Here is a 16143-nt window from a genome sequence, read left to right as displayed (position 1 = left end):
GCGGTAAAGGGTCCCGCAACGAAGGGTGATAGGAGTATTGCAGTTGGCTGTGAAAATTCAAGGTAGGCGCAATTGCTCGATCCGCCAGATTCAATGCACGTCACGGGCGACGATGGAGGCCAACGCCCGATCGCCGTCGCGTTGTGCCGTGTCTTCCGTGGAAAAGATGTCGGTACTGAATGCGATCAGTTTGAAGCCGGATCCCGCGGAGCGAGGAACCGTGATGCCCCAGTGCCAGCCGCCATCTTGCTGGAACACGTGGAGCGCAGGGGGGGCTGGGTTCAGTGCTGGTGAAGAAGTCGTCATCGCGTGCTCTCCCGTCATGGGACGACTGCGGGCAACTACATCGGACGCGCAAACCCAGTCTACGAGCACTTTTGCTGCGGCGCAATATTCGAGTTTTACGAAAATGCCCATGTGTGAAACGCCACAATTTTGAAATACAAATATGCAACGTCGGAGATGGCTGGCATATTGATGTGACGATTGGGATTTTCCGGAGGCTTTATGGATCGCAGTTCGCTTGTGTGGGCGGGGGTGCCGCATAGTAGCGATGGCGTCGTGTTTCAGGTTCGGGTCGGTCAAGGCCTTCAGCGTTTTCATATTGCTCGATTGATTCTCGAGAAGGCGTGCGATCTTGAGCGACTCGCGTCTGACGCCCGACAGCTCGAATGCTTTTACGAGCACTTGACGCCGATCCTGGCAGTCGCGCGGAAGACGCGCTCAAAGGCGAAGGCCGATACGGTGTCGCTGAATGTTTCGGATTTTGTTCGAACCGGGAGTGCTCGGGGCGAGCAGGGGGCTTGGGCGGCGATGCGGTGAGCGCCACAGGGCGGTTGAAGAGAGCGGAGTTTTCGGTCTTGGCGCGGGCGGGCGTGGGGCTTGGCGAGCTTCACGCATTGCGTCTCGTCACGTGCGGCGCAGGGATTGCCGCAGTGTTGGCGGGATGGTTTTGCAGGCTTCCGCGTAGTCTCGAGCTTGAGCTTCGCGATGAAATGGTGTCGTCGCTAGATGACTGCATGCCCATGAATGAAAAGTGCTGGCCGGTGAACTGGCCAGCAAAGTGGTTCTGGCGATCCGAGGTTGAGTGTGCCAGAACCAAAGACACTGAACGGCGTGCGCGTGCAGCCGGACGAACATGTCAAACGATCGGCCCCGAAAGTGGGGCTTCTCCGGCTCGATCTCGCGCAGTAATCTGTGATCGCAGTTTAGGCTGGGCTAACGGATGCGACCAGACGTGCATTCACGCTCGGAAACTTGAAGGCATCGCAGGGTTTCTTCGGTACTGTCCAGGTTGCGACCATCGCGGCGGTCGGCAGATAGTCGGGATCGGCCGACGCGACCCCGGCCCACACGCCGCGAGACACCTGTCTGCCATGGAGATAAAAGTGCAGCGCCCGGCCAGCGCGATCGCAGACACACCTGATTCTCTCCACCGATTGGCCCAAACCTCTGATCCGTGCGATTTGGTCGCGATCCAGCTCGAACAGCGCGCTCACCACGCCGTCACGGTTGCCAATGCCAATCATGTTGCTGTCATCAGTCAACGCCCATGTCGGGTGCGGCGTGCCTAGGCGCAGCATAAAATAATCTGCGGACTCTGAACCAACCATACCGTTTCTCCTGCAAAAGATCCGTCGTTCTGCTAACCGAATGTCAATGGCAATGAACGTTCACCCAAGCCTGTTCTCGTCGCCGTTCCTGGATGCTCGAGTGGATGTGCCCCGGCGCGTTGCAATCGGCGGCCGCAACGGTGAAGCGCCCTGCGCCGGTCGCTTCCGAAGCACTTACACGCTCGCCTGACGCGTCGCGGTTTCGGCGGCGATACTGTCCTCCGAACCGGAAAGTTTCACCGCGACAGCCGCTGCCGCCGTGCTCCCGTAGACGTTGAGGGCGGTTCTCCCCATGTCGAAAAAGGCGTCGACGCCCAACAGCAGCAGCACCGCATCGGCAGGCAACCCGATCGACGTCAGCACGATGGTGATGGCGACGATCGCTCCGGAGGGCACGTTGGCTGCGCCGTCGATGGTGATGATCGTCAAAATCAAGATCGTGATCACCAGCGGCCAGGACCAGGCGAGATGATAGGCGTCGGCCAGATAGCCGACCGCGAGGGCCGTGTAGAGGACCGCGCCGTCGCGATTGAAAATATAGGCGAGCGGCAAGATCGTGGACGCCACGCCGTGGGGAACGCCGAATTCAACCAGCTTCTTCAGGTGCAACGGGTAGGTAATTTCGGACGACCGCGTCGTGAAACCCAGGATCAGCGGTTCCTTCACCTTCCTGAGAACGGCGAGAGGCGACTGACCGGCGACGCGAATGACGAGGGTGAGTACCACCGCCAGCACCGCCATGCCGAGATAGGCCACGCCGAGCAGCTCGACGAGCGAGTGCACGCCGGCAAAGCCCTTGGCCGACAGCAGCTGCGCGATCGCGGCGAAGATCGCGAGCGGCGACCAGGCGATCACCCACTGGGTCATCTTGAACAGTCCCGACAGCAGCGCCTCGAAAACGGCAATCGCGGGCTCGGTACGCTCCGGGGCAGCCGCCAATGCCGCACCGAAAATGACACCGAAAACGAGTACCGGGAGCGAATTTCCTGCAGCGAGCGCAGCGACGATGTTCGCGGGGATCAAATCAACGAGAAATTTCGTCCAGTCGATGCTGGATGCGAGTGCTGCGGGCATCGATCCGGAATGAGTGAGGCTTGCACCAAGACCCGGTCGAAATACAAAGTTGAGCAGCAGGCCGAGTGACGCAGCCAGGCCCGTCATCAAAACGAAGAAGACGATGCTGGCGAGTGCGACCTTTCCGAGCCGTTCGCGCAGTCGGCCCGCACGAAAGACACCGACCGTGACCGACAGGAAGATCAACGGCATGACGACCATCTTGATCGCGTGGCCGAACATGGCACTGAGAAAGCCCAGCTTCCCGGCAAAGCCAGGAGCAAATACGCCGCAAGCGGCGCCCAGGACGAGCCCGCCAAGCATTTGCAGCGGGAGGGAAAGTCCTTTATTTTTCGTGTTCATGCCGCGCCTTGAGTAGTTTTATCCGTGCGGGCGTACCGTCAACGATGTGATTCCACATATGCTGACGCGCAAGCTCGCCGTCGTTTGCTTCGATTGCGTGAAAGATGTGCAGGTGCTCGATCGTGCCGCGTCGAACGGTTTCGGCGTCGCTACGCGGGAGTTCGTTTAGCGCCAAGGTTTGGGCTCGCAATAGACCATACGCCGATGAGATTCGGATGTTCCTTGCTGCAGCAAACAACGCTTGATGAAACACCCAACCAACACGTTGCTCGAGCATGATGTCCGCGACGTCCCGGTCAATCAGGTCCTGCATTTTCTCTGCCGCGTCGCGGAGGTCTGCCGTTACGCCCGACCTGGCTGCAAGAAACGCAGCTGTACTCTCGAGGGCCAACCGCATTTCAAAAATTTCGCGGAGATCACTCGTAGTCGGCGAAGCGACATAGGTTCCACTCTTTTCGATCACGACGACCAGCCCTTCGGACTCGAGCAAATGCAATGCGCTGCGCACAGGCATTTGGCCGAAACCGAGTTCATCCGACAGGCCTCGATGGGATACTTTCTGCCCAGGCGCAAGGCGGCCGTCAAAGATCCTCGATCGGATCTCGTCGTAAGCAAGCTCTGCATCTGTCGAGACTTTCGACGTCATCTGTGATCGCAGTTAGCGTATGATTGAAAAAGAGATAACTGATAGGAAATTACCCTTACTGGTAACGCCCGGCAACTGATAATTTTGCGAGTGGGCATGCTGAAAGCGAACCGGAAGACTATTTGCGTCATGAAGCGAGCCGACAATTAGATGACTTCACAAGATGTGCGCTTTACCATCTGCGCCGTTCGTGCGGAAGAAACCTATCCCCTTAGGGCCGCAATCTTGATGGCCGGAGATGAAGAAGGGAGTGCGCTACCCGGAGACCTCGCCCCGACGACGATACACTTCGCCGTTCGTGATAACGATGGCATTGTGGCAGTGGCGTCGGTATGTCAAGAAGGACAATCCGGTGTTTTGAACGCTGAAGCGTGGCGCCTTCGCGGCATGGCCGTCCATCCATCGGTGCGTGGTCTGGGATTCGGACGCCTTCTGGTCAATCTATCCATTCGTTATGTTCGCGATCAGCGTGGATTATTGCTCTGGTGTACGGCGCGCGAATCAGCATACCCATTTTATGAAATGCTCGGCTTTAATCGCGATCCGAAACCGATTTCAATGCAGGGGCGTGATGATATGAGGTTCTTTCTCATGCAGCGCCAGATCGGGGGCTGATTTTCGTTGGGTGCGGACATCAGACGACTAGATCGTTTATGCGTGGTCTAGTCCGGCGTTTCTGCGCCGAGCCATCTCCGATTGCGTGTGATGTCCGTGGATTTCTGCAATCAACCGGGAAACGTCAGCGATCGAAGGTGACCTGGCGTATGTCGATGTCTTCAAACTGACGGACCGGAAACTGCCATGACCTATCCGAGCACCCCGTTCATTTTGTCGGCGATCGATCCGGATCTTCTGTATCCGTGCCTGGAGGTTCGATTCGAAACCGACGACCTGGATACGCTGCGGCGGCTGGTCGACCCGGACGCACCCGAGGATGCGGGCCTCGACGACTACTATCTGCTGTCGCCGGCACAGGTCGCCGCCGTATGCGACGCCTTTGCGATCGAGTTTGACCATGGTTCGCGCGATGCCGTTATCTCGAAGTATGTCGATACTGGTGTTCGTATCCCTTACCTTGTCCATACCGGTTACGAGCTGGCTTTGATGGTGCAAGGGCGCAAACCATTCGGGTTCATCGAATTCAACAGCGAATGGCGGCCGTCGGTCCTACTCAAGGCGCGCTTCGACGAGTACGTGGCACAAGGCGTCTTGCACTCGCACGAAATCATCGTTGATGCACCGGCCCGACCAGGCCGTCCAGCGCGTCGAATCGGGCAAATCCTGTATACGCTCAAAGGCGAGGAGTGGCGCATCCCGGCTCTGGAATTTTTCCGTCAGAACGTCAACTTGCACGGCGACGGCTGCGAGAACATGGTGCGCCTGGAAGGTGCGTTGCTCGGTTACGAGCGATGGCAAAACGACTGGTGGATCGAACATCTCGCGCGCAGTGGTAGCGGTCTTTACGGCGCGTCCAGTATCGTCAAGGTGGACCGGGCGCAATTCGACTGGCTCGTTCACGCAGGTTTCCGGGCGCTTCCGCCAGTCGATACACCGACATTCACCCTCTATTCGTCAAACCGGTTCGATGAAGATGCCATGAAAGCAGCTATACGGGATGACCCGACGATCGAAGCGTTCGTGCAATTCAACGACGGACAGGCTCACATCCTGCACGCAGCCGATTTCCGCACCGCAGGCCCTTACGAGATTCCGGCAACACTGATTCCGACGATAAACCAACATCTGTTGCGCGCGATAAGGGTCTTGATTCGTCGCAGTGATTGCGTTGCATCGCCCGCTTCGTGAAGACGAATCCGACGAGTTGTCGCAGTGGATGGGCGGCTGCGATCGGCCATTTTCAGTCGCCCGACATGGCCGTGCCGTTCGTTGACAATCGCGTTTTCAACGTTGGTCGCGCTTGTTGAAAGCAAGTCGGCGGTATCTACTTCGGTCGGCGCTGTTGACCGCGATCGATGCGAGAATGACCCAGATCGCAATTTGAACGGGAAAGACAGGAATGGGAGCAAGCGTGCATACTCGCGCATCGGCATTCAGCCGTCGTCGTGCAGCGCTCGGCGTCGCCATGGCGCTGACATGTTCGTGGTTCAATGCTGCGCAAGCGCGGAATTGCACACCTGATAGCGTGGCGCCCGAGTGCTTGCTGCAGCGTAGTCAAGATGAATATCAGCAAGCAGACGACGAATTGAACCGCACGTACCAAAAGGTTTTGAAGTCGATGTCTCGCCCACGTGACGAGTACGTCGACTATCCGGCACTCAAGGTGAAATTTGTCCAGGCTCAGCGGCAATGGGTCCGTTTTCTCGACAACGAGTGTGCCGCCTGGTATCTGATAAACGAGGCAGGCGCAGATCGTAATCTTGATCTACTGACTTGCGAAATCGACAGAACACGTGATCGTACGCGCGAATTAAGCGCGTGGCTCAAGCAAGTGAGCCATGATTAGCGCAGCGCTAGATAAAGCCAGCATTGCAGGGTTGACGGATACCGGCGAGAGGCTGGTGTGCCCAGCGGAAAAAGAAGCGCTGACCGCGGCGATCTGAAAGCGATACAACTGCCGTCTTCGCCTCACATTGATCGGATAGGGTCGTTAATTCGATGAGTTTTTTGCAAAATCGAGAACCGCCGCGCGCTGTATCAGCGGCCTCGACGCCATCTCGCGAGCGTTGGCGCCTCGATTCCCGTGCAGCAACAGGAGAACCCGATGATCAAAGTCAGTGTCATGTACCCGTACGCCGCCGGCGCGCGATTCGATCATGCTTACTACCGCGACAAGCACATGCCGATGGTGAAGCAGCGGCTCGGTGCGGCATGTCTGTACTACACGGTCGACAAGGGCATCGCAGGCGGCGCTCCGGGCACTGAGCCTGTCTACGTGGCCAAGTGCGACTTCGTCTGCACGTCTGTCGAAGCCTTCCAGGCGGCGCGCGACCCGCACGCGCAGGAGATCATGGCCGACATCGCCAATTACACGGATATACAACCCGTGCTTCAAATCAGTGAGGTGGTCGTAGAGCGTTCGGAAGTCTGACCAAGGCTCGGATGTCGCCACGCACCGCATCCGCTGATGGCGTACCCCCGCAACGGGGCGATGCTTATGCGGCCATTCCGCCGTTGTGTCGAAGCCTGGGCCTTTCCAGGTCGCCTGTCGGATCCCACGGTCCGCGCCTGCAAGCAGGAAGTTGACCGTTCGCAGTAGGATAGGGCTCTGCTATGCGCAGATCACGAGCGTCGACAACGCGCCTTTGCCGACCGACGTCCAGGGTTTTCCAATGAACGCGATACACCGCGATTCCTGCGGCTCGCCATCAATTTGATCCATTGAAGGATGAAGACATGAGCACGATTTACGATATTCCCGTCAACGCCATCGACGGCGCGCAAACAACCCTGCGCGCGTACGAAGGCAAAGTGCTGCTGGTGGTGAACGTGGCGTCCAAATGCGGGCTGACGCCGCAATACGAAGGTCTGGAGGCGCTCTACGAAGGCAAGCGCGCGGAAGGTCTCGAAGTGCTGGCGTTCCCCGCCAACAACTTCAAGGGCCAGGAGCCGGGCACCGATGCGGAAATCCAGTCGTTTTGCACCGGCACCTTCGGCGTGAAGTTTCCGTTGTTCTCGAAAATCTCCGTGATCGGCGACGACAAGCATCCGCTCTATCGCTCGCTCACCCAGGCGCAGCCGCAGGCGACCGGTGACGGCCCGTTCCGTGCGCGCCTCGAAGGCTACGGCATCCAACCGAACCCGGCGCCCGAGGTGCTGTGGAACTTCGAGAAGTTTCTCGTGAGCCGCACGGGCGAAGTGGTCGCGCGTTTCTCGCCCGATACGACCGCGGACGACCCGAAGCTGGTCGCCGCCATCGACGCGGAGCTGGCCAAGGCCGCGTAAGCCGGCGCGCGTAACGCGTGCGAGGACGGATTGCCTGACCTGCACCCGTGGTCGAGGGTGCCAGGACGGGGCAATCCAACACCATGTCTGCCGACTTGCCACTCGCACATTAAAAACGGAACGCGACGGAGTGCCTGCCTCGACTGGCGAACCGGAGAATGCGTCAGACCGACAAGTCGTTCAACGGCCTGTTGACGTTGCACGACACCGTTCGGGAATTGGGCCATTGACCGGCAACTCAACCCTTGCCGAGATCCCCCGCCGCAGGGGCCAGCGCCCAGTCGAGCGCGAAGTCGGCAACCTCCTCCCAGCCTTTCTCGCCACAGGTGTAGTGGCTGCGGCCGTCGAACAGCTTGTACGCCGAGATCGCCCGCGAACCATTCGCATTCCTTTCGAAATTCTCGCGCTGAACAGCAGGCGGCAGGATGTTGTCGTTGCCGCCGGCGATAAAGAGCAGCGGTGCGCGCTCGTCGTTCGCGAAGTTGTAGCGCGTCGGGGCATTCGGGTTGACGTTCGCGAACGCGCCTTGAAACAGGATCCGCCCCGACACGGGCACCGCGTAGCGGTCATAGACCTTCTTCGATTCCTCGAGGCTCAGGTTGTTCGTGAACGCGTAGTGAAACGCTTGCTCGGTGATGGGCACCGCGCGATGCACGTTGGCCGGGTTGCGCAGGACCGGGAACGCCGCCTTGATCTGGCTGAACGGCAGCGCCCATACACCTTTCACCCCGGCGCCGTCGATCGAGACGCCGGCCGAGCCGTAGCCCGCGTCGAGAAGAAGCTGGGCGAACGCGCCGCCGAACGAATGCCCCATGATGATCGGCTTGGTGTCGAGTGCGGCGATGGTTCGGGCCAGGTGGTCGAAGATCTCGCGCACGCCCAGATTCACCAGCGGCGACGGGTCGCGACGGAGCGCCTCGACGCCGGCCGTGCCCGGCTGGACGCCCGGATACCCCGGCGTGATGACGCGCATGCCGCGCTGCTCGTAGCGCGTGACCCAATGTTCCCACGACAACGGTGTCATCCACAGACCGTGAATCAGTACAACCGTGTCGGTACGCGTTTCCGGATTCATATCCCTGCTCCTTTGATCGCCGAATGACGAACATCACGCCCACGACACCTCGGTATTTCCGGAGCCGTCTGCCCCGTGCTTGCCAGCAGCGAAACAAGGGGTACTACGCGATTGCCGAATGCCACGCACCTCGAGAATAGTCTTTGACACCGGCGTCATTCAGCGTGAATGATGTGCCCATCATAAAGACCATCCGGGTACGCGACATGGCCAAAAAGCCGGGATTCTTTGCTCAAACGCCGACGACGCTGGACGATGGGGCAGATCCGTTCGCCTTCAAGCGGGATGCGTTTTCCGACGTGCTGGAGCTGATCCGCATCCGCGGCAATACGGTCTTCACGTGCGCAGCCTCGGCGCCTTTCGGATTGCGCTTTCCTGCCGGCAAGTATCGTCTGCACATCATCCGTAGCGGCAGCGTGGCGATCGAAGTGGAGGGGCTCGACGAGCGCTATCACGCGTCGCAGGGAGACCTGGTCATGCTGATGCATGGCCACGGCCATGTCATTTCAGACCGGCCGGGCCGCTCCGCGAGTCTCGTCACGGATCTCGCGCCAAAGTACTACGATCGCGAGCGCCTGACGATCGGGAGCGGCGACACCACGTGGCTGTGCGGCGATTTCGGATTCGACGGCGTGCTGTCGCAACGGTTGCTGTCCGTGCTGCCGCCGGTGCTGGTGCTCAAAGGGTTGCGGGAACGGCCGTTCGAGTGGCTGGAGCTGAGCTGCCATTTCATCCTCGACGAGGCGTTGAGCCCGCGCGCGGGCGCCGCCGCGATGATCTCCCGATTGCTGGACGTCATCTTCGTCCAGTTGCTGCGCACCTGGGCGACGGAGGGCTCGGCAGGGCACGGGTGGCTGTCCGGCGCGATCGACAGCCGGATCAACCCGGCGATGTCGGCCATTCATGCCGATCCCGGGCGGGCGTGGAGCGTGAGTGATCTTGCCGAGTTGTCGAATCTGTCGCGGTCGGCTTTTGCGGACCGGTTCCAGCGTGTCGTGGGGCAGGCGCCGTTGAGCTATCTCACGACCTGGCGCCTGGATCGGGCGGCGGAGTTGTTGCGGTACAGCCGTGCGCCGATCTCGGATATTGCCGGTCGGGTTGGGTACACGTCGGAAGCGGCGTTCAGTCGCGCGTTTCGAGGGCGGTACGAGATGTCGCCGATGCAGTGGCGGAAGGTGAATGCGGAGTAAGGTGGTCTGATTGCCGCCTTGGCCCGGCAGATGTCGGCGGTTAGATGGTCTCCAACCTGTATTGCGTCAGTCCGGCATATTCCCTGCATTCCATGACCGAAAACCCGTGACGTTCATAGAACGGGATGTTGCGCGGCTCTCCCGTTTCCAGCGATATGTTCCCCGACGGATCGATGTCTCGAAGATGTGACAACGTCGCACTCAGAAGCGCCGATCCGATTCCCTCGCCTTGCCGGCCCGGGGATACACCGATGAATTCAATCCGGCTGCAATCGGTGTCCGGGGAATTGGCGGGCGGAGTCTCGCGAAGCAGATCAATCCTGCTCAACGATGATGCGCCGCAACCGATCGCGATGTCGCGTCCCAGCGCAGCAAGCATGCGGGGCGATTCGCGGCAGGAGGCCGGCGCAAAGTAGCTGACCGCCACCAGGTCGCCGTTGCGCCAGGCGCCCAAGGCCGGCATGCGAGCGTCGTAGTGATACTTCAGGTAGCACTCGAGATAGTGTGCCCGCCGCTCGTCGAATCCCGGGCTTTCGGCGAACAGGCACCAGCCAAGCGTAGGGTCTTGCTCGAATGCCGAATAGAGCAAAGCCAGCGCTGCGTCGAGAAACGGATGTGGCAGCGAGGTCACCTTCAATTCTGTACCGTGCATGTTGAGGGAGCTTAGAGGGAACGTGGTTGATGGAGTGGGTTGGTGTCACTCGCAGCGTAGCGCATGACTCGATTCCTCAGCAGGGGAGATGGGGATGCTGCTGAAAAAGTCGCGCTGCCTGCTTCGGATCTCAGCGTCCATACGGACAATCGATCACGACGTAAACGACCTTTTTCCCTCATTTCAGGCTGAATGGCGCCATTTGAGGGTTCCTCGTAAAATGCGACTTTACGGGATTTTCAGTTAACGACTTCGTCATGCATCGAATCGGATTCTTCGTTTGCCGTGGCTACGATGCGCTCGATCTGGGTGGGCCACTGTCGGCCTTCAACCAGGTCGCCACGGCGGCGGGCCACGCGCCCTATGATCTCCACGTCATCTCGCAGTCCGGCGGCCCGGTGCCGGGCAATACGGGCCTGTCGGTCGACACGAAGCCGATCGGAAGGCGCACGTTCGACACCGTCATTTTCGTGGGCGGTGACATCGAGCCGATGCAGACGCCGGAGAACATCGCCGCCGCCAGAAAACTGGGCGCCAGGGCTGCGCGGGTGGCAAGCGTGTGTACCGGGGCGTTTCTGCTTGCGGAAACCGGCTTGCTGGACGGCGTGAGCGTGACGACGCACTGGCGATACGCGGCCCAATTGCAGTCGCGCTTTCCGCGCGCGAAGGTCGAGGGCGATAGCATTTATATCGAGGAGGGGCGCATCTGGACGTCGGCGGGCATCGCATCCGGCATCGACCTGGCACTCGGCTTGATTGAAAAAGATATGGGCGCGGAGGTTGCGCGCGCTGTCTCCCGGCTTTTGGTGGTTCCGTATCGCCGGCCGGGCGGCCAGTCCCAATTCTCGGCGATGTCGCAGATGGAACCGGAATCGGATCGCATCCGCATCGCGCTGAATTTTGCGCGGGAACATCTGGCGGAAGCGTTGCCTGTCGAGCGGCTCGCCGAAGCCGCAAGTTTGAGTCCGCGGCAGTTCGGGCGCGCATTTCGCCGGGAAACCGGAGAGACACCAGCGAAGGCGGTCGAGCGCTTGCGTGTCGAAGCGGCACGGCTGCGCCTGCAGGGGGGCAGCGAACCGATCGAACAGATTGCGCTGGCGGTCGGGTTCACCGACCCGGAGCGGATGCGGCGGGCCTTCATCAAACTGCATGGGCACCCGCCGCAAGCGATTCGACGCGAGAGCCGAGCGAACGGCGCGCGCTGATCGACCGCCGGCTGATCCGCGCGCGCGCCGTGGCCAACGTCCTTCAAATGGACTAGCGGCGCTTTGGATAGGTCACGCCGCGTTTCATCAGACGCTCAATGGCCATCCGCCGTCAGCGGGCCGTCATCGTTCCACATGTCGCGATGCAACTTCCACGCGCCGCCCTCTTTCAGAAAGACGAGCGTCTGCTTGCCGCGGAATTTGAGTTGTCCATCGTGATCGTGGACCTCGACATCCGACACCTCTGTCACGACCCGGTCGTTACCGTAGAACTCGTCATTGCTGAACGATACGGTGGCGGGCTTTGATCCGGCATACCCCTTGGTGAAGTACCCGACGATCGCGCTGCGTCCCGTGATCTTGTCGCCTCCGGGCGGCAAGAGCGTGCCGTCGCGGGTGTAGAGGCGGCCGATCGCCTCGTAATCCCCTCGCGCAAAGGCATCCGCCCAGCGCGCATTCTCGGCCTTGATGGCCGCTTCGGGCGGACGTGGCGAACCAGCGGCAGTCGCGGGCGCGGCGAACGCGAAGAAAGTGACGCAGGCCGCAAGGGCAGCAGTGAAAATACGAGTCTGTTGCATCGAGTGATTTCCGTGCATGGATTACATTGATAGGATTACGAAGGGTAAAAGATTGAGCACACAATGTCGTTCGCGGTGTTCATCGCAGTCTGTCGATGGATTGGCCCACCTTGCCTGCAAGCGATTCAACGAACGCCTGGGACGCGGGCGAGCCCCCTGGATGCACCGGGCAGTTTCTTGTCGACCATCGCGACGACGTCCGGCCGTGCGTCTCTCGGATGGCCGGAGTGGAACGGCGGCGCGGGATCATATTCGATCACGAGCTGCGTGAGTTCGGCGGCCTGTTGACCGCGCAGCTTCGCCGCCACGCGAAGAGCGAAGTCGATGCCCGCCGTCACGCCGCCGCCGCTCATGAACCGGCCGTTGTCGTCTTCGACGAAGCGATCGGGCACGGGAATGGCGCCGTATTCGGCCAGCTTGTTGACGAAGGCCCAGTGGCAGGTGCTTCGCTTGCCGTTGAGAATGCCCGTTGCGGCCAGCACGAGCGATCCGTTGCAGACGGACGTCACGTGCTTGGCGCTTTCCGCCAGGCGCCGGATCTGCGCTTGATACGCGGGGCGCATCGGCGCCGACAGGTCGGACCCGCCGGGGACCAGCAGCACGTCCGTCTTGTCGATATCGGCCAGCCGCTCGGTCTTGCCGTACACGACGCCGAATTCGAGCGTCACGTTGCCGCCATCGAGGCTCGCGTAGCGAACGTTCGTATTCGGTAGCCGATGGAAGACCTCGCTGGGGCCGGCGAAGTCGAGCAGCGTGCCGCCGTCGTAATTGACGATCAGGATATCGAGCGGATCGTTCGGGGCAAGTGCGCCGTCGTTGCCGGGCTGTGCAAGCGCAGAGGGGGCGTTTCCAAGCAGGGCGCCGCCGCCGAGGACGGCGCCGAGCGTCGCGATGCTGCCGAACTTGAGCACATCGCGGCGTGATTGGCCGGCTCGGGTGAGTGGCGATCCGGAAGTATTGTTTTCACTACTGTCGGTCAAGATCAATTCTCCTTGCGGGTCGGCCCTGCTGCGCGTGCTACCAGGCTGGGCCGCATGAAATGGCCGCCGCGACTCAAAGCGTGGCGGACGTGAGGTCAGACAGGTGGATGAGCCGCGATGACACGCAGGGCGCCGGAATCGGGCGCCGCAGGCTCAAAGCTGCGAGGCGCCGCCGTCGACGACCAGTTCGGTGCCGACGACGTACGCGGATTCGTCGCTGGCGAGATAGAGCGCGGCGTTGGCGATGTCCTCGACGTTGCCCATGCGGCCCACTGGAATGGCGTCGGCGAACTCGGCCTTGCGGTCGCGCACCCATTCGTCCGACATGCCCCACTTGGTCAGCAGCGGCGTGTCGATCGCACCGGGCGCGATCGCGTTGAAGCGGATTTTTCGGTCGAGAAACTCGTAGGACCAACTGCGGGCGAGCGATCGCACGGCGGCCTTCGCGGCTGCGGTCAACGAGATGCCATGCTTGCCGGTCTGCGCGACGAACGAGGTGTTGAGAATGAAGGACGAACCCGCTCGCAAGTGCGGCAGCACCGCCTGAAGCGTGAACACCACGCCTTTGACGTTGATGTCCATGATCTCGTCGTAGAGCGCGTCGTCGATATCGTTGACTGCGGACGGGAACGCCCAGCCGGCGTTCGCGAACACGATATCCAGGCCGCCGAACTGCTCGCCGACTTCGGCGGCAATCGCCCGCATGTCCTTGATCGAACGCACGTCGCCCTTGAGAACGAGCGCATGCTCGCCGAGTTCGGCCCTCACGCGCTCGAACACCGCCTCGTCGCGACCCGTCACCGCGACGCGGGCGCCTTCCGCAATGAAACGCTTCGCGGTGGCAAGACCGATGCCACTGGTACCACCGGTGATTAACGCCGACTTGTCTTTAAGCCTCATCTTCTGCTCCTTTCTACGTCGTGATTGATCGGGCCGAAAGCGCAAGACGCGATGGCGTTTGTGCTTTTCCCTGCTCGATCTTCACGTGCAGTATGGAACGCGAAGCGGATGGCGCAAAGGTCGTATAACCCTCAAAAAACGACACTTGGATTGGATGGGTGACTCATGCCAGTCGGCGTGAGGTGGCGGCATCGCACATCAGTACACGTGTGGCTTCAGCCTGCGTTCTCGTAAAGCAACCCATACCCGCTGCTCGTCCGCTTGATGCGTGCGAACCCGAGTTCCCCCAGATGCATGCCGGCGATCAGAAGGCCGTCCGCGCTGACCTGATCGAGAAGGCGTGCCCGTGTAGTAGCCGCCAGCGACGCATCGTGATCGAACGCAATCGAGACGTCCGGCCGCTGAATCTGGATATGCGGGAAATGCACCACGTCCCCCCATACAAGCAGGCCTTGATCGCGGGATTCGAGAACATATCCGGTGTGTCCATCGGTGTGTCCCGGCAGCGGCAGCGCGCTGATGCCGGGGAGCACGTGTCCGTCGTCGAACAGGCGAAGTCGGTCGTCATAGGCATCGAACACCTGACGCGCCTTCGCAAAGTTGCCGCGAGCCCGCTCACTGGCGCGACTGAGATTTCCGTCGTCCTGCCAGAACTGGATCTCTCGCTGATGCACGACCAGTTCCGCATGTGGAAACGCGGCTTGTCCCGCAGCATTGACCAGCCCACCGACGTGATCGGGATGCGCATGGGTAAGCAGGATGGTGTCGATCGCAGCGGGTTCGATGCCGGCAAGCACCAGGTTCGTTTTGAGCTGGCCGCCCCATTGCTTGAACCCGCCCGCTCCACCGTCGATGAGAACGGTGCGGCCCGCTCCGCGTACGACATAGCAATTGATATGAACGGCCGTCGGCTCTTTCTGTCCGGCATCACGCTGCATTTTTGATGCGTCATCCGAATCGATATTCGACAGGACGTCGAAACTGGCAGTGAGATATCCATCGCTGATCGCGGTAATCGTGAAATCCCCGACTGGCTGGACAGGAAAGGTAAGGGTGGACATCGTGTTGCTCCGAATCGGCTAGTGGCGAGCGTGAATGCTCGACGCGGTGTAACCAAAGCACCGGATGCGGGCGGTCAGGCCGGTGTGGCGAACGATCGCCCGATCCAGCGCGTCCATGAATCGGTTCATGACCTCCGGCGTGCGAGGCGTCCCGACGCGATACCGGATGTCGGCGAAGACGGGATGTCCATGCCCGTGCCGGGCCGCGAGGAAAATGACATGGACGTTCTTGAGTTCAGCCTCGAGCACCTGCGTGCAGAGTTCGACGCAATCGCGCGACAGCTCGGCAAGGCTTTCGTCAGCCGGCATCCGCGTCGCATCGATCGAGAAGGTGACGTTCGGCATCGCGGTTTACGCCTGTGCAATCGAAAGGGCGCGTGTGCTCGTCAACTGCTCCGTCAGCGGCGCGTAAAGGTGAATGCCTTCCGGGGGCGCCTCGACAAGCCGCGCGCTGTTCCGTGGCACGACGGCGAGCCAACGGCGTGCCGGACACTTCTCGAGCGCAACGGCCTGCATGGCCAGCGGTTCGAGGCCTGACCGAATCAGCGAGTCAGGGCCGCCGGCGCTCAGTGCGAGATGCTCACCGTCCTTTACCGCCGGCGCGAAGCCGATATCGCTGTAGAGATTCCGGTGCCAGTCGGTGATGTGCCGCTGCCACTTCGCGAAATTGCCGCCGCCTTTGCGGCGATATTCGTCGCCGGTCAGGACATCGAGGCCGTCGATCGTGTGGATCGCCAGATAAACCGGGCAACCGCCGGTGATCGCCTTGAACCGCTGCGACGTGTGAAACCCCGTGACCGAGATCAGCGCGGGCAGCTTTTCAAGGCTGTAGAAGTCGTTCCATTCGGCTTCGCTGTCGAGGTCGGCGAAGCTGCATTCCACGGTGTAGATCATGGGATTGTCCTTTGGGCAGGCTGCACATTC

General features: G+C 60.8%; 19 protein-coding genes. 7 read left to right on the top strand and 12 right to left on the bottom strand.

Annotated features, from left to right (window positions below; translation table 11 throughout):
- Positions 1 to 90: 90 nt before the first annotated feature.
- From G3N96_RS39140 to G3N96_RS07240, 4 genes are all read right to left on the bottom strand, one after another.
- Positions 91 to 687 (bottom strand): hypothetical protein, encoded by a 597-nt coding sequence (locus G3N96_RS39140; RefSeq protein WP_241022530.1) that lies wholly within the window; start codon positions 685 to 687, stop codon positions 91 to 93.
- A gap of 521 nt (positions 688 to 1208) precedes the next feature.
- Positions 1209 to 1613 carry a hypothetical protein gene (locus G3N96_RS07250; RefSeq protein WP_124581067.1) on the bottom strand — a complete coding sequence of 135 codons (405 nt, stop codon included), beginning with the start codon at positions 1611 to 1613 and terminating at the stop codon, positions 1209 to 1211.
- A 174-nt stretch (positions 1614 to 1787) separates the two neighbouring features.
- A complete protein-coding gene (locus G3N96_RS07245) occupies positions 1788 to 3029 on the bottom strand; it encodes a dicarboxylate/amino acid:cation symporter (RefSeq protein ID WP_206136787.1) in 1242 nt (413 codons plus the stop codon).
- The gene (locus tag G3N96_RS07240) at positions 3013 to 3675 is read right to left on the bottom strand and encodes a GntR family transcriptional regulator (protein ID WP_124581071.1); all 663 of its coding nucleotides are present in this window, start codon (positions 3673 to 3675) and stop codon (positions 3013 to 3015) included. The genes G3N96_RS07245 and G3N96_RS07240 overlap by 17 nt, the downstream gene beginning before the upstream one ends.
- A 150-nt stretch (positions 3676 to 3825) precedes the next feature.
- On the opposite strand from G3N96_RS07240, the gene G3N96_RS07235 reads away from it, so the two are divergent.
- From G3N96_RS07235 to G3N96_RS07215, 5 genes are all read left to right on the top strand, one after another.
- Positions 3826 to 4290 (top strand): GNAT family N-acetyltransferase, encoded by a 465-nt coding sequence (locus tag G3N96_RS07235; protein WP_206136786.1) that lies wholly within the window; start codon positions 3826 to 3828, stop codon positions 4288 to 4290.
- A gap of 186 nt (positions 4291 to 4476) precedes the next feature.
- The gene (locus G3N96_RS39135) at positions 4477 to 5481 is read left to right on the top strand and encodes a hypothetical protein (protein ID WP_241022529.1); all 1005 of its coding nucleotides are present in this window, start codon (positions 4477 to 4479) and stop codon (positions 5479 to 5481) included.
- A 211-nt stretch (positions 5482 to 5692) separates the two neighbouring features.
- The gene (locus tag G3N96_RS07225) at positions 5693 to 6139 is read left to right on the top strand and encodes a lysozyme inhibitor LprI family protein (protein ID WP_206136785.1); all 447 of its coding nucleotides are present in this window, start codon (positions 5693 to 5695) and stop codon (positions 6137 to 6139) included.
- Between the two features lie 258 nt (positions 6140 to 6397).
- The gene (locus tag G3N96_RS07220; protein ID WP_089444557.1) at positions 6398 to 6724 is read left to right on the top strand and encodes an EthD family reductase; all 327 of its coding nucleotides are present in this window, start codon (positions 6398 to 6400) and stop codon (positions 6722 to 6724) included.
- A 305-nt stretch (positions 6725 to 7029) separates the two neighbouring features.
- Positions 7030 to 7578 (top strand): glutathione peroxidase, encoded by a 549-nt coding sequence (locus G3N96_RS07215; RefSeq protein ID WP_206136784.1) that lies wholly within the window; start codon positions 7030 to 7032, stop codon positions 7576 to 7578.
- A 238-nt stretch (positions 7579 to 7816) separates the two neighbouring features.
- Here G3N96_RS07215 and G3N96_RS07210 read toward each other — a convergent pair whose 3' ends face one another.
- Complete coding sequence (locus tag G3N96_RS07210; protein WP_206136783.1) at positions 7817 to 8653, bottom strand: alpha/beta hydrolase; 837 nt, start codon at positions 8651 to 8653, stop codon at positions 7817 to 7819.
- Between the two features lie 206 nt (positions 8654 to 8859).
- On the opposite strand from G3N96_RS07210, the gene G3N96_RS07205 reads away from it, so the two are divergent.
- Entirely contained in the window at positions 8860 to 9843 is a 984-nt protein-coding gene (locus G3N96_RS07205) for an AraC family transcriptional regulator (RefSeq protein WP_089444354.1), read from the top strand.
- Between the two features lie 40 nt (positions 9844 to 9883).
- Here G3N96_RS07205 and G3N96_RS07200 read toward each other — a convergent pair whose 3' ends face one another.
- On the bottom strand, positions 9884 to 10474 hold the full coding sequence (locus G3N96_RS07200) for a GNAT family N-acetyltransferase (RefSeq protein WP_206136782.1): 591 nt from the start codon (positions 10472 to 10474) through the stop codon (positions 9884 to 9886).
- Positions 10475 to 10752: 278 nt separating this feature from the next.
- On the opposite strand from G3N96_RS07200, the gene G3N96_RS07195 reads away from it, so the two are divergent.
- On the top strand, positions 10753 to 11700 hold the full coding sequence (locus tag G3N96_RS07195; RefSeq protein ID WP_206136781.1) for a GlxA family transcriptional regulator: 948 nt from the start codon (positions 10753 to 10755) through the stop codon (positions 11698 to 11700).
- A 95-nt stretch (positions 11701 to 11795) separates the two neighbouring features.
- Here G3N96_RS07195 and G3N96_RS07190 read toward each other — a convergent pair whose 3' ends face one another.
- From G3N96_RS07190 to G3N96_RS07165, 6 genes are all read right to left on the bottom strand, one after another.
- The gene (locus tag G3N96_RS07190) at positions 11796 to 12278 is read right to left on the bottom strand and encodes a DUF4440 domain-containing protein (protein WP_206136780.1); all 483 of its coding nucleotides are present in this window, start codon (positions 12276 to 12278) and stop codon (positions 11796 to 11798) included.
- Positions 12279 to 12403: 125 nt separating this feature from the next.
- Complete coding sequence (locus tag G3N96_RS07185) at positions 12404 to 13258, bottom strand: DJ-1/PfpI family protein (protein WP_206136779.1); 855 nt, start codon at positions 13256 to 13258, stop codon at positions 12404 to 12406.
- A 153-nt stretch (positions 13259 to 13411) separates the two neighbouring features.
- Positions 13412 to 14158, bottom strand: coding sequence for an SDR family oxidoreductase (locus tag G3N96_RS07180; protein ID WP_206136778.1), 747 nt, complete (start codon positions 14156 to 14158; stop codon positions 13412 to 13414).
- A gap of 215 nt (positions 14159 to 14373) precedes the next feature.
- Positions 14374 to 15219, bottom strand: coding sequence for an MBL fold metallo-hydrolase (locus G3N96_RS07175; RefSeq protein ID WP_206136777.1), 846 nt, complete (start codon positions 15217 to 15219; stop codon positions 14374 to 14376).
- Between the two features lie 18 nt (positions 15220 to 15237).
- Positions 15238 to 15564 carry a hypothetical protein gene (locus tag G3N96_RS07170; protein WP_206136776.1) on the bottom strand — a complete coding sequence of 109 codons (327 nt, stop codon included), beginning with the start codon at positions 15562 to 15564 and terminating at the stop codon, positions 15238 to 15240.
- A 6-nt stretch (positions 15565 to 15570) separates the two neighbouring features.
- Positions 15571 to 16113 carry a sugar ABC transporter gene (locus G3N96_RS07165; RefSeq protein WP_206136775.1) on the bottom strand — a complete coding sequence of 181 codons (543 nt, stop codon included), beginning with the start codon at positions 16111 to 16113 and terminating at the stop codon, positions 15571 to 15573.
- Positions 16114 to 16143 lie beyond the last annotated feature (30 nt).

This window comes from Burkholderia sp. Se-20373, from assembly GCF_017104705.1.
GTDB lineage: Bacteria > Pseudomonadota > Gammaproteobacteria > Burkholderiales > Burkholderiaceae > Burkholderia.
This window is presented reverse-complemented; position numbering and strand designations above follow the sequence as displayed.

What these genes read in the sequence shown, in the direction of transcription:
- G3N96_RS07165 (WP_206136775.1), bottom strand. Translation starts at nt 16,113, where the DNA reads ATGATCTACACCGTGGAATGCAGCTTCGCCGACCTCGACAGCGAAGCC.
- G3N96_RS07210 (WP_206136783.1), bottom strand. Translation starts at nt 8,653, where the DNA reads ATGAATCCGGAAACGCGTACCGACACGGTTGTACTGATTCACGGTCTG.
- G3N96_RS07220 (WP_089444557.1), top strand. Translation starts at nt 6,398, where the DNA reads ATGATCAAAGTCAGTGTCATGTACCCGTACGCCGCCGGCGCGCGATTC.
- G3N96_RS07170 (WP_206136776.1), bottom strand. Translation starts at nt 15,564, where the DNA reads ATGCCGAACGTCACCTTCTCGATCGATGCGACGCGGATGCCGGCTGAC.
- G3N96_RS07235 (WP_206136786.1), top strand. Translation starts at nt 3,826, where the DNA reads ATGACTTCACAAGATGTGCGCTTTACCATCTGCGCCGTTCGTGCGGAA.
- G3N96_RS07215 (WP_206136784.1), top strand. Translation starts at nt 7,030, where the DNA reads ATGAGCACGATTTACGATATTCCCGTCAACGCCATCGACGGCGCGCAA.
- G3N96_RS07245 (WP_206136787.1), bottom strand. Translation starts at nt 3,029, where the DNA reads ATGAACACGAAAAATAAAGGACTTTCCCTCCCGCTGCAAATGCTTGGC.
- G3N96_RS07225 (WP_206136785.1), top strand. Translation starts at nt 5,693, where the DNA reads ATGGGAGCAAGCGTGCATACTCGCGCATCGGCATTCAGCCGTCGTCGT.
- G3N96_RS07205 (WP_089444354.1), top strand. Translation starts at nt 8,860, where the DNA reads ATGGCCAAAAAGCCGGGATTCTTTGCTCAAACGCCGACGACGCTGGAC.
- G3N96_RS07240 (WP_124581071.1), bottom strand. Translation starts at nt 3,675, where the DNA reads ATGACGTCGAAAGTCTCGACAGATGCAGAGCTTGCTTACGACGAGATC.
- G3N96_RS07180 (WP_206136778.1), bottom strand. Translation starts at nt 14,158, where the DNA reads ATGAGGCTTAAAGACAAGTCGGCGTTAATCACCGGTGGTACCAGTGGC.
- G3N96_RS39135 (WP_241022529.1), top strand. Translation starts at nt 4,477, where the DNA reads ATGACCTATCCGAGCACCCCGTTCATTTTGTCGGCGATCGATCCGGAT.
- G3N96_RS07250 (WP_124581067.1), bottom strand. Translation starts at nt 1,613, where the DNA reads ATGGTTGGTTCAGAGTCCGCAGATTATTTTATGCTGCGCCTAGGCACG.
- G3N96_RS07175 (WP_206136777.1), bottom strand. Translation starts at nt 15,219, where the DNA reads ATGTCCACCCTTACCTTTCCTGTCCAGCCAGTCGGGGATTTCACGATT.
- G3N96_RS07190 (WP_206136780.1), bottom strand. Translation starts at nt 12,278, where the DNA reads ATGCAACAGACTCGTATTTTCACTGCTGCCCTTGCGGCCTGCGTCACT.
- G3N96_RS07195 (WP_206136781.1), top strand. Translation starts at nt 10,753, where the DNA reads ATGCATCGAATCGGATTCTTCGTTTGCCGTGGCTACGATGCGCTCGAT.